The 13258-nt window shown below is 38.5% G+C and carries 14 protein-coding genes; 13 read left to right on the forward strand and 1 reads right to left on the reverse strand.

Features of this window, described 5'->3' with window-relative positions:
• Nucleotides 1-1120 precede the first annotated feature (1120 nt).
• From ACHUE4_RS15300 to rsmI, 10 genes are all read left to right on the forward strand, one after another.
• Complete coding sequence (locus tag ACHUE4_RS15300; protein ID WP_394191594.1) at nucleotides 1121-2548, forward strand: aminotransferase class I/II-fold pyridoxal phosphate-dependent enzyme; 1428 nt, start codon at nucleotides 1121-1123, stop codon at nucleotides 2546-2548.
• The gene (gene tmk / locus ACHUE4_RS15305; RefSeq protein WP_394191596.1) at nucleotides 2545-3189 is read left to right on the forward strand and encodes a dTMP kinase; all 645 of its coding nucleotides are present in this window, start codon (nucleotides 2545-2547) and stop codon (nucleotides 3187-3189) included. The genes ACHUE4_RS15300 and tmk overlap by 4 nt, the downstream gene beginning before the upstream one ends.
• Nucleotides 3190-3245: 56 nt before the next feature.
• Nucleotides 3246-3575 carry a cyclic-di-AMP receptor gene (locus ACHUE4_RS15310; RefSeq protein WP_394191598.1) on the forward strand — a complete coding sequence of 110 codons (330 nt, stop codon included), beginning with the start codon at nucleotides 3246-3248 and terminating at the stop codon, nucleotides 3573-3575.
• Nucleotides 3576-3595: 20 nt separating this feature from the next.
• Nucleotides 3596-4036: a YaaR family protein gene (locus ACHUE4_RS15315; RefSeq protein WP_394191600.1), complete on the forward strand. Its 441-nt coding sequence runs from the start codon at nucleotides 3596-3598 to the stop codon at nucleotides 4034-4036.
• 72 nt (nucleotides 4037-4108) lie between these two features.
• A complete protein-coding gene (holB, locus tag ACHUE4_RS15320) occupies nucleotides 4109-5113 on the forward strand; it encodes a DNA polymerase III subunit delta' (RefSeq protein ID WP_394191602.1) in 1005 nt (334 codons plus the stop codon).
• Nucleotides 5106-5933, forward strand: a complete 828-nt coding sequence (locus ACHUE4_RS15325; protein ID WP_394191604.1) for a PSP1 domain-containing protein — start codon at nucleotides 5106-5108, stop codon at nucleotides 5931-5933. The genes holB and ACHUE4_RS15325 overlap by 8 nt, the downstream gene beginning before the upstream one ends.
• Before the next feature lie 12 nt (nucleotides 5934-5945).
• Nucleotides 5946-6311 (forward strand): DNA replication initiation control protein YabA, encoded by a 366-nt coding sequence (gene yabA, locus ACHUE4_RS15330; protein WP_394191606.1) that lies wholly within the window; start codon nucleotides 5946-5948, stop codon nucleotides 6309-6311.
• 63 nt (nucleotides 6312-6374) lie between these two features.
• Complete coding sequence (locus tag ACHUE4_RS15335; protein WP_394191608.1) at nucleotides 6375-7121, forward strand: tRNA1(Val) (adenine(37)-N6)-methyltransferase; 747 nt, start codon at nucleotides 6375-6377, stop codon at nucleotides 7119-7121.
• On the forward strand, nucleotides 7108-7383 hold the full coding sequence (locus ACHUE4_RS15340; protein ID WP_394191610.1) for a GIY-YIG nuclease family protein: 276 nt from the start codon (nucleotides 7108-7110) through the stop codon (nucleotides 7381-7383). The genes ACHUE4_RS15335 and ACHUE4_RS15340 overlap by 14 nt, the downstream gene beginning before the upstream one ends.
• A complete protein-coding gene (gene rsmI, locus ACHUE4_RS15345; protein WP_394191612.1) occupies nucleotides 7380-8276 on the forward strand; it encodes a 16S rRNA (cytidine(1402)-2'-O)-methyltransferase in 897 nt (298 codons plus the stop codon). The genes ACHUE4_RS15340 and rsmI overlap by 4 nt, the downstream gene beginning before the upstream one ends.
• A 25-nt stretch (nucleotides 8277-8301) precedes the next feature.
• Here rsmI and ACHUE4_RS15350 read toward each other — a convergent pair whose 3' ends face one another.
• Entirely contained in the window at nucleotides 8302-8580 is a 279-nt protein-coding gene (locus ACHUE4_RS15350) for an AbrB/MazE/SpoVT family DNA-binding domain-containing protein (RefSeq protein ID WP_394191614.1), read from the reverse strand.
• A 339-nt stretch (nucleotides 8581-8919) separates the two neighbouring features.
• On the opposite strand from ACHUE4_RS15350, the gene metG reads away from it, so the two are divergent.
• From metG to ACHUE4_RS15365, 3 genes are all read left to right on the forward strand, one after another.
• A complete protein-coding gene (gene metG, locus ACHUE4_RS15355) occupies nucleotides 8920-10881 on the forward strand; it encodes a methionine--tRNA ligase (protein WP_394191616.1) in 1962 nt (653 codons plus the stop codon).
• A 263-nt stretch (nucleotides 10882-11144) separates the two neighbouring features.
• Nucleotides 11145-11915 (forward strand): TatD family hydrolase, encoded by a 771-nt coding sequence (locus ACHUE4_RS15360; RefSeq protein WP_394191618.1) that lies wholly within the window; start codon nucleotides 11145-11147, stop codon nucleotides 11913-11915.
• Nucleotides 11916-12045: 130 nt separating this feature from the next.
• On the forward strand, nucleotides 12046-13254 hold the full coding sequence (locus ACHUE4_RS15365) for a ubiquitin-like domain-containing protein (RefSeq protein ID WP_394191620.1): 1209 nt from the start codon (nucleotides 12046-12048) through the stop codon (nucleotides 13252-13254).
• Nucleotides 13255-13258: the final 4 nt, after the last annotated feature.

Below are 13258 nucleotides of genomic sequence, written 5' to 3' on the forward strand. Positions count from 1 at the left end.
GTCGCTAGGCACTAAGAAATCAGTACCGAGAGGTACTGGTTTTTTTGTGTTCTTTTTTAGGTTTAGCGTGGTAGGGGGAGTCTTGCATTCTCCATTTCGCGGGTGGTATTCAAGGATTGGCTGATGGTGTTCTCCATTTGGACGGTGATATTCTAGCATTCGCATGGGCTATTCAAGGATTCGGGCATCCCATTCTAAAATTCACGAAATCCAAACAATTGAACGCGCAAGAATGATGTCAGTTGGCGCACCAATTGACACGTTTTCTGTACGTGCGGTCTGATTTACTGGATGAATGGCAGTACAGGTTGTATTTTTTTAAGTATAAAGTGGTCAGAAAAAAGACATTCTCCATTTCGCGGGTCGTATTCAAGGATTGGATGAGGGTATTCTCCATTTGGCCGGTGTTATTCTAGATTTCGAATGGCCTATTCAAGGATTCGGACATCCTATTCTAAAATTCACGAAATCCAAACAATTTCACGCGCAAGAATGGTGTCAGTTGGCTCACCAACTGACACGTTTTCTGTTCGTGCAGTCTGTTCTTCTGGATGACAGGTTGGAGTTTTTTAAGTATAGAGTGGTAAGAAAAAGACATTCTTCATTTCGCGGGTGGTATTCAAGGATTGTATTCTCCATTTGGCCGGTGCTATTCTAGAATTGACAGGGCCTATTCAAGGATTCGAGCATCCCATTCTAAAATTCACGAATTCCAAACAATTTAACGCGCAAGAATGGTGTCAGTTGTCTAACCAACTGACACGTTTTCTGTTCGTGCGATGTTTTCTACTGATAAACGCACTTGAAATGTTGTAAGCAGCACAATTTTTGGCATGTTTTATTATCTATGCGGTGTGTTGATTGAAATGAAGGGGGCGACTCCGAGGGGAAACAGCACGAGCTGAAGACCCTGGCGCGGTTCTTGAAGGAACAAAGACTAAGAACGCCACATTGTGTGGCAACGTCTTTGAAACCAACATCCTGTTTTCCTCGTGCCCCCGGAAAGCGTCCCCCGCAATGAAAATCAGCCACATTGTTCATTAGTTCAAGATATAATTATCAGCCTAACTGATCAATACTGTATAATTGTTACCATATGGGAAGAACGGAGACGTTAATAATGGGGAAACGACCAATAGTGGAACGGATGGTTCAATTTTATGAGAATAAACCGGTCTCTTTTCATGTTCCTGGACATAAGCATGGATTATTAACCGAATTACCACGTGCATTTCGTGATGTGATGAGGTTTGATTATACGGAGTTAAGTGGACTGGATGATTATCATCATCCGGAAGACGTGATTGAGGAAGCTCAAGTTATGCTGGCGAATGCGTATGGAGCAGATCAAAGCTTCTTTTTGGTGAATGGATCGACTGTTGGGAATTTGGCCATGGTTTATGCAACCTGTACAGAAGGCGATTTCGTATTGGTTCAGCGTAATGCCCATAAGTCGATATTTCATGCACTGCAATTAGTGGGTGCAAATCCGGTGTTTTTAACACCTGAGTGGGATGGAAAGACCGAAACAGCGACTCATATTAGTGAGGATACGTTAAAAAATGCACTGGACATGTATCCTGGCGCAAAAGCATTGATTTTAACGCATCCGACTTATTATGGCGTTATTAATCCATTAATGAAGAAAAGCATTGAACTTGCTCACGCATCGAATATGCCAGTGCTTGTCGATGAAGCGCATGGAGCTCATTTTAGTGCCAATGAAACATTCCCTGCCTCTTCGCTTGATCTAGGAGCCGATGTGGTCGTTCAGTCGGCTCATAAAACGTTACCAGCATTGACGATGGGATCCTATTTACATATTCAATCAAAGCGCGTGTCATCCAAAAAAGTAAATACATATTTGAGAATGCTCCAAACGAGCAGTCCTTCTTATTTATTATTAGCTTCACTAGATGATGCTAGAGATTATATAGAGACTTTCTCGCAAGAAGATGCCAATTCTTTTATTCGCACGAGAAATCAATTTGTAAGTGGATTAAACTTAATTAAGAATTTAAGCATCGTTGAGGTTGAGGATCCACTGAAGTTGCTACTGAGAGTGAATGGGTATTCGGGATTTGAATTACAAAAGAAGTTAGAAGAACAGGGAGTCTATGGTGAATTAGCTGATATGACGCAAGTGCTTTTCATCTTACCTCTAGTAAAAAGAAAACATACATTTCCATTTGCCGATATTCGGGTGCGCATTAAGTTAGCCGTTGAACAGTTGATGAAGCAACCGAAAAGCAAAATTCAAATTGATTATACACATGATTTAGAAGCTATTTCTCGACTTGCAACGTCATACAAAGAAATGGACGAGCATGGTTCTGAATGGATTCTTTATTCGAAAGCGGTGGGTAGAATTTCTGCTGGTATGGTAATTCCTTATCCACCAGGGATTCCGCTTTTCATTCGCGGTGAAAAAATTACGACGAATAAATTAGAAATGCTTGCTGATTATTTAGCGAGTGGGGCAACGATACAAGGGGAGCATGATTTAAGCCGGAAACAGTTGCTTGTTTTGAAGGAGGAAATTAAATGAATACTACTGGATTTTTTATTACCATTGAAGGACCTGAAGGGGCTGGGAAAACGACGGTTATGCAAGATGTGTTTGAGCAGCTTCAATCTGAAGGATATGACCTTATTTCAACGAGGGAGCCAGGGGGCATTCGAATTTCAGAACGAATTCGTGAAATCATTTTAGATAATGAGTTTACTGAAATGGATGGTCGAACGGAAGCCTTGCTGTATGCTGCTGCTAGAAGACAGCATTTAGTAGAAAAAATTGAGCCAGCTTTGGCACAAGGGAAGATTGTTTTATGTGATCGTTTTGTCGATGCGTCTCTAGCTTATCAAGGATACGCACGTGGACTAGGAATAGATGAAGTGTTATCGATTAATGAATTTGCTATCGGTAAACTAATGCCAGACCTCACGTTATATTTTGACGTTGAACCAGAAATTGGTCTTAATAGGATTGCGAAGAACGATAGTAGGGAATTAAATCGGCTAGATGTCGAGAGTTTAGCGTTTCATCAGGCAGTTCGTACGGGGTATCAAGAAGTCGTGAAAAGGTATCCGAATCGTATTCATGTGATCGATGCATCACAGTCACAAGAAGAAGTAACAAATTATGTGCTGAATGTTCTGAAAAAAACTCTTGAGTCACGCATGAATTGATGCTTCCATTCATGTTATAATAGTAGGAAGTATTTCCGAAAAAAGGGGATGAGCTTATGAAGTTAATAGTAGCGGTTGTTCAAGATCAAGATAGTAATCGATTATCAAGTGCTTTAACAAAAGGTGATTTTCGTGCAACAAAATTAGCAAGTACAGGTGGTTTTTTACGATCTGGAAACACGACATTCTTAATCGGTACAGATGATGAACTAGTTGGAAAAGCACTCGACTTGATTCGTGATAATTGTCGATCTCGAGAACAGATGGTTGCGCCAGTTTCTCCAATGGGAGGAAATGCTGATTCGTATATCCCTTACCCAGTTGAAGTAGAAGTAGGCGGAGCTACAGTGTTTGTACTTCCGATTGAACAATTCCATCATTTTTAAGACACGGAGGTTGATTTCACATGAAAATTAACCAAGACGTTCGTGTAGGTGTAGATAAGCTTCGCAAAGATTCATCACAACCATTGCAACCTGCGAATCGGTTTGGACAATTAGTAGCAAAACAAGAAAATAGAATGCAGACCGAACAGTTAACTAGATTATTAGGTGATATTTCGACTGCAGGTGACCGTTTAGCGAGGTCACGAAATCTGCGTGAAATGGCCAAATTTAAAATGTTGGTTAAACGTTTTTTATCGGAAGCGGTAGATTACGGGATGGGTTTGAAACAATCACATACATGGAACCGCTTTGGTGAAGGTAGACGATTGAAAATCATAGAAACCATTGATGAAAAGTTGGTTGAGCTTGCACAAGAAATTTTAGTGCAAGAAAAAGAATCAATTGATTTATTAGACAAAATAGGTGAAATTAAAGGATTGTTAATCAATCTTTACACGTAAAATCCCGTGTCTTCCGGATGTCCGGGACACGGGTTTTTTAAAAAAATTCAGCAACAAAGGTGTGAGCAAAACGTGATACAGTCTATTTCAGAAGTTTTAAAGCTTCAACCGGTTGTAATGAAACAACTTCAAATGATCTACCAAAAACAACGGATTGCTCATGCCTATCTTTTTGAAGGTGGTAAAGGCACCGGGAAGCAAGCAGTAATGCGGGCTTTTGTAAAATTATTATTATGTGAAAATCCTCTTCAAAATGTTCCATGTGAAACGTGCCGAGGATGTAGAAGGTTTGAATCAGGAAATCATCCAAACTTTATGGTTGTTGAGCCTGATGGCCAAGATATTAAAAAAGATCAAATTTTACAAGTTATTATGGAAATGAATAAAACGAGTCTCGAGGCAGGCCGTAAAATATATGTGATACAAAGAGCGGATCGCTTAAATCCTTCTTCTGCGAATACGTTATTAAAATTTCTAGAAGAACCAGAAGGACAAGTTCATGCCATCTTACTTACGGAAAAACCATATGCAATCTTACCAACCATTCGATCTAGGGTTCAACAAATTTCGTTTCCTTCAATCCCTAGAGATGAACGAGTGAAATCGTTGATTCAACAAGGTTTAACAGCCTCGATGGCTGCAACCGTTTCAATGGTTACGAATGATATTGAAGAGGCTTTGGTGTTAGCAAAAGATGAGCAGTTTGCACAGGCTCGAAAAACAGTGTTAAAATTAGTAGAAGTTGCTGAAACTAATGTTCATGAAGCGATGCTTTGTGTCCAAGAAGATTGGCTTCCAACGTTTAAAGAAAAAGAGGAAACAGAGCTGGGGCTAGACTTGTTACTATTCGCATATCGCGATTTAGTGGCCGTCAAAGCAAATCCTGACGCAGTGTGTACTTATCCGGATATCATGCATTTCTATCAACAACGCGTTCTTCATGTTACATATGAGCAGTTGTCCGATAAAATACAAGCGATTTTAAAAGCGAAGCAACAATTGCATCGCAATATGAACCGGACGTTGTTAATGGAACAGCTAATGCTGAATCTGCAGGAGGGGTTTTCTTTTGTATAATGTGGTAGGTGTCCGCTTTAAGAAAGCGGGTAAAATATATTATTTCGATCCAATTGATTTTGCTTTAGAAAAAGATCAATATGTCATAGTAGAAACTGCTAGAGGTGTGGAGTATGGTAAGGTCGTTGTTGCTATTAAACAAGTAGATGAACACGATGTTGTATTGCCACTTAAGCAAGTTGTACGTCCCGCTGATGAGCGCGATCGTATTCAAGTTGAAGAAAATCAATCCGAATCTCAACGTGCATTTGATTTAGGAACAGAGAAAATTGTTGAGCATTCACTTGAAATGAAGTTAGTGGATGTTGAATATACATTTGACCGTAATAAAATCATCTTTTATTTCACAGCTGAAGGTCGAGTTGACTTCCGTGATTTAGTGAAAGATTTGGCTTCTGTATTTAGAACGCGAATTGAACTTCGTCAAATTGGTGTGCGGGATGAAGCTAAGATGTTGGGTGGTATTGGTCCTTGTGGCCGAATGCTTTGTTGTTCCACGTTTTTAGGTGATTTTGAGCCTGTATCCATTAAAATGGCGAAAGATCAGAACTTATCACTTAATCCTTCAAAAATTTCTGGGTTATGTGGTCGTTTGATGTGCTGTTTAAAATACGAAAACGACGATTATGAACAGGCGAAAGAACTGATGCCTGATATGGGTGCTCGGATTTCTACTCCAGATGGAGCGGGTAAAGTTGTTGGCTTAAACTTGCTTGAAAGAATTTTGAAGGTAGAATTGTTCGATGAACAAAGAATCCTTGAGTATTCGATTGAAGAAATTATGCAACATGCTGAAAAACCAGTGCAACTGACCGAATAATGAGGTGATTTCTTGAAAGAACGTAATTTCTTAGATACGGTCATGGAATTTGAGAAGCAACTTGAATCCTTGCAAAGTCAATTTCATGCCTTAAAAGAATTTGTTGCTTTAATGATGGAAGAACACCAGTCATTAGAACAAGAAAACCACAATCTTCGTACACATCTTGATGCCATCCATTTAGCAGAAGAGGAATTGCGTAAGCAATCTGAAGAAGAAGTTAAACGGGTGAGTCCTATGGATATTGGCGAAGGGTATGATAACTTGGCACGATTATATCAGGAAGGTTTTCATGTGTGCCATGTACACTTTGGAAGTTCGAGAAAAGGCGAAGACTGTTTGTTTTGCCTATCTTTTTTAAATAAACAAAACGGGTAATGAAAGGCTGATTCCACTAATTTCGTGGATGTCGGTCTTTTGTTTTGTTGGAGGGTTAAGAGTATGGATATACAATTAAGAGATGATGAACGAATGGATTACTTACTGGCTGAGCAATTAAGAATTATACAAAGCCCCTCCGTGTTTTCGTTTTCTTTAGATGCGGTTTTATTAGCCAAGTTTACATACGTGCCAAGTAAAAAAGGGAAGATTGTGGACTTATGTAGTGGAAACGGTGCCATTCCTCTTTTCTTAAGTGCACGAACAAAGGCACCGATCATTGGGGTAGAACTTCAGGAACGGTTAGCTGACATGGCTATACGAAGTGTTGCTTATAATGAGTTGCAAGAGCAAATTCACATTATAGAAGGGGACGTAAAAAACATTCCCGAACAATTAGGGATTGAAAAGTATGATGTCGTCACCTGTAATCCCCCCTATTTTCCCTCAAATGAAGCAAGCGATCAAAATATAAAAGAGCATCACGCTATTGCTCGTCACGAAATTCATTTATCATTAGATGAAGCGGTTCACTCTGCTAGTCGTTTATTGAAACAAGGTGGCAAGGCCGCGTTTGTCCATCGACCTGGTAGATTGCTCGACATTGTTACTTCTATGAGAGCACACCGATTAGAACCTAAAAGGATTCGATTTGTTTATCCGAAAGTGGGGAAGGAAGCCAATACCCTATTAATAGAAGGAATAAAAGATGGCAAGCCTGATTTAAAAATTCTTCCTCCTTTGTACGTTTACGGTGAAGCGGGAGAATACACAGAAGAAGTTCGGATGATGTTATATGGAAAAGAATAATCAACATACATTCTATGTATTGGAGTGTGGAGATGGGAGTTACTATGCGGGGTATACAAACGATTTAGCTCGCCGTGTAGACGTCCACAATAAGGGGAAGGGTGCAAAGTATACGAGAGCACACTTACCCGTTACATGTATTTTTCAAGAGAATTTTGAAACGAAACAACAAGCTTTAAAAGCAGAATATGCTTTTAAGCAATTAAAGAAAATAGATAAGATCAAGTATATGGAGAGTAAAACGAAAGGTGAGGACCAATGAAATCACAAAAAAGTTTTTCTCAAACGCAAACATCAGGCACGTTGTACTTAGTAGCAACTCCTATTGGAAACTTAGAGGATATGACTGTAAGAGCTATACGTATGATGAAAGAAGCAGACATCATTGCAGCAGAAGACACCCGAAACACGAAAAGATTATGTAACTACTTTGAAATAGACACGCCATTAATAAGTTATCATGAGCACAATCTAGAATATGGTGGAGATAAGTTATTGGATTTATTAAGAAATGGAAAATCGGTTGCTTTAGTCAGTGATGCAGGATTGCCATGTATTTCTGATCCGGGAGCGGATATTGTAGCGAAAGCATTAGAAGAAGAGATTACTGTCGTACCGGTCCCTGGAGCAAATGCAGCTCTGAGTGCGTTAATTTCTTCTGGTTTGTCTACACTGTCTTTCTCTTTCTTAGGTTTTTTACCAAGACAAAAAAAAGACAGGAAAGCAGCATTAGAGAACATAAAGTATAAGCAAGAGACGATGTTGTTTTATGAAGCACCTCACCGACTAAAAGAAACGCTACGAGATGCAGAAAGTATCCTTGGATCATCGCGTAAAGTAGTGTTAGCTCGTGAAATCACGAAGAAATTCGAAGAATTTTTAAGAGGCACTTTAGAAGAAGCAGTGCAGTGGGCGGAAAATGAAGAAATTAGAGGCGAGTTTGTCCTAGTATTTGATGGAGCTTCTGATGAAGATCAAGAAGTCGTAGAAAATTGGTGGTCTTCATTGACGATTGCAGAACATGTGGAGCATTTAATTAATACAAAACAATTATCTTCAAAAGAAGCCATTAAAGCTGTATCGATTGAGCGCCAATTATCAAAACGAGATGTTTACCAGGAATATCATATACAAGATGAAAAAAATCCGGAATGACAAAGTCATCCCGGATTTAATATTGTTATTTCGTAATATTAGATTGAATTTCTTTAACTAACATTTCTGCGCCTTCTTGGCTTAAAATTAATTTACCGCCCACTAATTTTAAGTTGTCATCTGATACTTCACCAGTAACAACACAAGTCATGTTAGGTAGGTATTTTTTCAAGATGATTTTGTCGTCATCTACATAAATTTCTAATGCATCTTTTTCTGCGATTCCTAGTGTACGGCGAAGTTCTATTGGAATAACTACGCGACCTAGTTCATCAACTTTACGAACGATTCCTGTTGATTTCATATAAGCACTCCCTTTTCCTATAAATGTGATTCGTCAAATTTCGACATTTCTCTCTTGTCTGTTACTTATCATACCAACAACTACCATATACGTCAATAATTAATGTTTTGACTTCAAACTACTTTTTGGTATTTTTGTGATAATAAGTAAAAATATTAGTACATTTATGATAGAATATTTATTTTGACACAAAAAGTTTACAAAAAATGATAGGAAATGGGCCTAATTTTACGATAATTATTTTTCGACAAATTTCGCAAAACTTCTAATATTGAAACCAAACCAGCACTCCTATAGAATAGAGATACTATATTTTAAAGTCTGAAGGGACGAACAATCGTGAGCAATGAAAATAACAAATCTTTTTATATAACTACCCCTATTTACTATCCAAGTGGAAAATTTCATATCGGTACAGCTTATACAACCGTTGCCTCTGATGCAATGGCTCGTTATAAACGCCTAAGAGGATATGATGTTCGATTTTTAACAGGAATGGATGAGCACGGCCAAAAAATTCAAGAAAAAGCACAAGAAGCGGGCTTAGCTCCTCAAGAGTATGTGGATGGTATTGCCGAAGCTGCGAAAAAAGTATGGGACTTGATGGATATTTCTCATGACGACTTTATCCGTACAACGGAAACGCGCCATAAAGAAGGCGTGAAGAAGATTTTCCAAACATTTTTAGATAATGGAGATATTTACAAAGGGGAATATGAAGGTTGGTATTGTACACCTGATGAAACCTTCTTTACTGAAAGCCAATTGGAAAATGGGAATTGTCCGGATTGTGGACGCGCTGTGCACAAAGTTAAAGAAGAGTCTTACTTCTTTAATATGAAAAAATACGCAGATCGTTTGATTCAATATTATGAAGATAATCTAGAATTCATCGAACCTGAGTCTAGAAAGAATGAAATGATCAATAACTTCTTGAAACCGGGATTAGAGGATTTATCGGTTTCACGAACTTCATTCGATTGGGGAGTAAAAGTTCCAGGCGATGACAAACATGTCATTTATGTATGGGTTGACGCACTGTCAAATTATATCACTTCATTAGGATACCGATCTGATGACGATTCTTTATTCAATAAATTTTGGCCAGCTGATGTTCATGTTGTAGGGAAAGACATTGTTCGATTCCACACGATTTATTGGCCTATTTTCTTAATGGCTCTAAATTTACCATTACCTAAAAAAATATTCGCTCACGGATTCATTATGATGAAAGACGGTAAAATGTCTAAGTCAAAAGGGAATGTTGTTCAACCTGAAATGTTAGTAGAACGTTACGGATTAGATGCGACTCGTTATTTCTTGCTGCGTGAATTACCTTTTGGGGCAGATGGCGTCTTCTCACCTGAAGCTTTTGTGGAGCGTACGAATTTTGATTTAGCAAATGATTTAGGAAATCTGTTAAATCGGACAGTTTCCATGATGAATAAATACTTTGATGGTGTCATTCCGGTGGAAGGGAATGAACCAACAGAATTTGACGCTGCCTTACAACAACAAGCAAAAGATGTCATCGAAAAATACGAAGTTAATATGGATAGAATGCAATTTAGTATGGTATTAAGTGACGTGTGGTCGCTTATTTCTCGATCAAACAAATACATTGACGAGACTCAGCCGTGGGTTCTTGCGAAGTCGGAAGATGACAAAGCGAAACTAGGTTCAGTTATGTGGCATCTAGCGGAGAGCCTTCGTCAAACAGCCGTTTTGCTGCAGCCATTTTTAACAAATGCACCTAAACAAATCGCAGAACAACTTGGTTTATCTGCCGATTCATTATCATGGGACTCTCTTTTGGATTCGTCAACTATTGCAGTTGGAACAAAAGTTGTTGAAAAAGGTGTGCCAATCTTCCCTCGTTTAGAAGTAGAGCCGGAAGTTTCCTATATTCAAGAACAAATGAGAGGTCCGGTTTCTGCAGAAACCGAGATTCCAGAAGTTGAAGAAGTACCGGATATTCCTGAAATTACAATTGATGATTTCTTAAAAGTGGATTTAAGAGTGGCGACGGTTTTAGCGTGTGAAGCCATTCCAAAAGCGGATAAATTATTAAAACTACAAGTAGATTTAGGGTACGAACAACGTCAAGTCGTATCAGGAATTGCCAAACATTACTCACCAGAAGAATTAGTAGGTCAAAAAGTAATCGTTGTTGCTAATTTAAAACCTGTTAAACTTCGAGGGGAAATGTCTCAAGGTATGATTTTAGCAGGAGAAAAGGACGGTCTCTTAACTTTAGCTACAGTTGATCCAACCTTAGAAAATGGTGCACAAGTAAAATAAATAAAGTGTTTTTCAGCCCCTCTTGGAATTCCTCGAGGGGCTTTTATTTGTGTTTCAAAACACAAACGTGCTATCTTAAAAGAACGTTTTGGGTATTAATAGGTTATTTTTACTGGAAATAAATATTTCAATACCCATAAAAAGGGTCGAAAGTCTTTGGTGTCATTTAAAAAACATGCCTTTGTCATCATAATGTCATGAATCTGAGATTTCTGAAATCGTGATGAATTTTATAATTGATACCATGTGAAGGAGAGTCTGAAATGTTTATTGATACACATGTTCACTTAAACGCAGAACAATACAATGAAGATTTACAAGATGTTATTGACCGTGCATTAGAAGCTGGTGTCAACCGGATGGTCGTTATTGGATTTGATCAAAAAACGATTAAACGAGCGATTGAACTAGCTGAAGAGTATGAGTTTATATATGCAGTCGTGGGCTGGCATCCGGTAGATGCAATTGACTGTACAGATGAAGATTTACAGTGGATTGAAGAACTAGCTTCTCACCCTAAGGTCGTTGCAATAGGTGAAACAGGATTGGATTATCATTGGGACAAGTCTCCTAAAGAAATACAGCAACAGGTTTTTCGTAAACAAATTCAATTGGCGCAACGTGTCAATCTACCTCTAGTCATACATAACAGAGATGCAACTGAAGATGTTATGCGAATTCTGCAAGAAGAGCAGGCTGAGAAAACGGGAGGTGTCATGCATTGCTTTGGTGGCAGCGTTGAGACTGCTAAAACATGTATTGACATGAATTTCATGATTTCACTTGGAGGACCTGTTACATTTAAGAATGCAAAAAAACCAAAAGAAGTGGCAACGGAAATTCCATTAGAGTGGTTAATGATTGAAACAGACGCTCCGTATTTAGCACCTCACCCACATCGCGGCAAGCGCAATGAGCCTTCACTAGTACCACTAGTTGCTGAAGAAATTGCACGATTAAAAGGTGTTTCAATAGAAGAAGTAGCACAAGCAACAACAGAAAATGCAAAACGTTTTTACAAAATACCTGTATAAAATACGGGAATCTATCCAATACTTGGTATGCGGAGGTTCCAATCAACCAGAATAGTATGACTAATTCCTATTGGTTGACAGTCTATTTGTAAGTCTTTATAATCATCCGAGTGATAAGGAGGCGTTTTTCATGACAAATAAATCCATGAGAAACCTGTTCTTTAAAACATTGAGGAATAAACAAACTGGAATTGCAATTGTTGCAGTTCTTATGTTTGTATCTGTATTATCAGCCGTCCTATATGTTGGGACTAAACATACCGTAGCACTTTCAACGAACGGTAAACAACAAGAGATTCAAACTCATGCAGATACAGTTGGAGAGTTATTAGCAGAGCAAAACATACTAATTTCCAACGCTGATTTAGTGTCACCCTCAGTGAACACTTTAATTGAAGATGGTCTTTCAGTTAAGTGGGAGCAGGCAAGTGAAATAACAATTACAGTTGATGGTCAAAAACAAACACACACTACAACTGCTAATCAAGTAAAAGATATATTAACAGAAGCAGGTATCAAGGTTTCTGAGCACGATAAGTTAACACCTAAGCTAGATGCGAAGGTCGGATCTGATGGAATCATTGCGATCGAAAAAGCGTTTGAAGTAACGTTACAAGAAGGCGTCAATGAGAAAAAAGTATGGTCCACTTCGACTACGGTCGCTGACTTTTTAAAACAACAAGAGATTCAGATGAATGAATTCGATCGTGTCGAACAAAGAATGGAAGAACTTGTGATTCCAAACGATGTTATACAAGTTGTTCGCGTAGAAAAGGTCACCGATGTAGTGGAAGAAGCAACGAATTTTGCTGTTGAAACAAAAAAAGATAAAGATTTGCTTAAAGGGAAAGAAAAAGTAGTACAAGAAGGTAAAAAAGGATCAGTTGAACGTACTTTTGAAATTATTAAAGAAAACGGGAAAGTAGTTTCTCGTAATTTGAAAAGTGAAAAAGTAGTTCGTGAACCTTCTAAGAAAGTTGTAGCTGTTGGAACGAAAGTTGTTACAGCGAGTGTTTCACGTGGATCTTCTAGCGCTGCTCCAAGTGGTGGTAAAGAATTTTACGTAACGGCAACTGCCTATACTGCATATTGTAATGGTTGTTCTGGCATAACTGCGACAGGCATCGATTTACGCTCTAATCCAAGTTTAAAAGTTATCGCGGTCGATCCACGAGTAATTCCTTTAGGCTCTAAAGTTTGGGTTGAAGGATATGGCTATGCAGTTGCAGGTGATACTGGTGGAGCAATAAAAGGCATGAAAATTGACTTATTCGTACCATCTACTGAACAAGCTTTTGGGTTTGGTCGTAAGAAAGTTCGAATTAAAATATTAGATTAAGGTC

It is taken from the genome of Paenisporosarcina quisquiliarum, assembly GCF_043641925.1.
GTDB lineage: Bacteria > Bacillota > Bacilli > Bacillales_A > Planococcaceae > Paenisporosarcina > Paenisporosarcina quisquiliarum_A.

Coding starts and splice junctions, on each gene's coding strand:
- rsmI (WP_394191612.1), top strand. CDS start 7,380: ATGAAATCACAAAAAAGTTTTTCTCAAACGCAAACATCAGGCACGTTG.
- ACHUE4_RS15335 (WP_394191608.1), top strand. CDS start 6,375: ATGGATATACAATTAAGAGATGATGAACGAATGGATTACTTACTGGCT.
- ACHUE4_RS15360 (WP_394191618.1), top strand. CDS start 11,145: ATGTTTATTGATACACATGTTCACTTAAACGCAGAACAATACAATGAA.
- ACHUE4_RS15315 (WP_394191600.1), top strand. CDS start 3,596: ATGAAAATTAACCAAGACGTTCGTGTAGGTGTAGATAAGCTTCGCAAA.
- ACHUE4_RS15350 (WP_394191614.1), bottom strand. CDS start 8,580: ATGAAATCAACAGGAATCGTTCGTAAAGTTGATGAACTAGGTCGCGTA.
- ACHUE4_RS15365 (WP_394191620.1), top strand. CDS start 12,046: ATGACAAATAAATCCATGAGAAACCTGTTCTTTAAAACATTGAGGAAT.
- ACHUE4_RS15310 (WP_394191598.1), top strand. CDS start 3,246: ATGAAGTTAATAGTAGCGGTTGTTCAAGATCAAGATAGTAATCGATTA.
- tmk (WP_394191596.1), top strand. CDS start 2,545: ATGAATACTACTGGATTTTTTATTACCATTGAAGGACCTGAAGGGGCT.
- ACHUE4_RS15340 (WP_394191610.1), top strand. CDS start 7,108: ATGGAAAAGAATAATCAACATACATTCTATGTATTGGAGTGTGGAGAT.
- ACHUE4_RS15300 (WP_394191594.1), top strand. CDS start 1,121: ATGGGGAAACGACCAATAGTGGAACGGATGGTTCAATTTTATGAGAAT.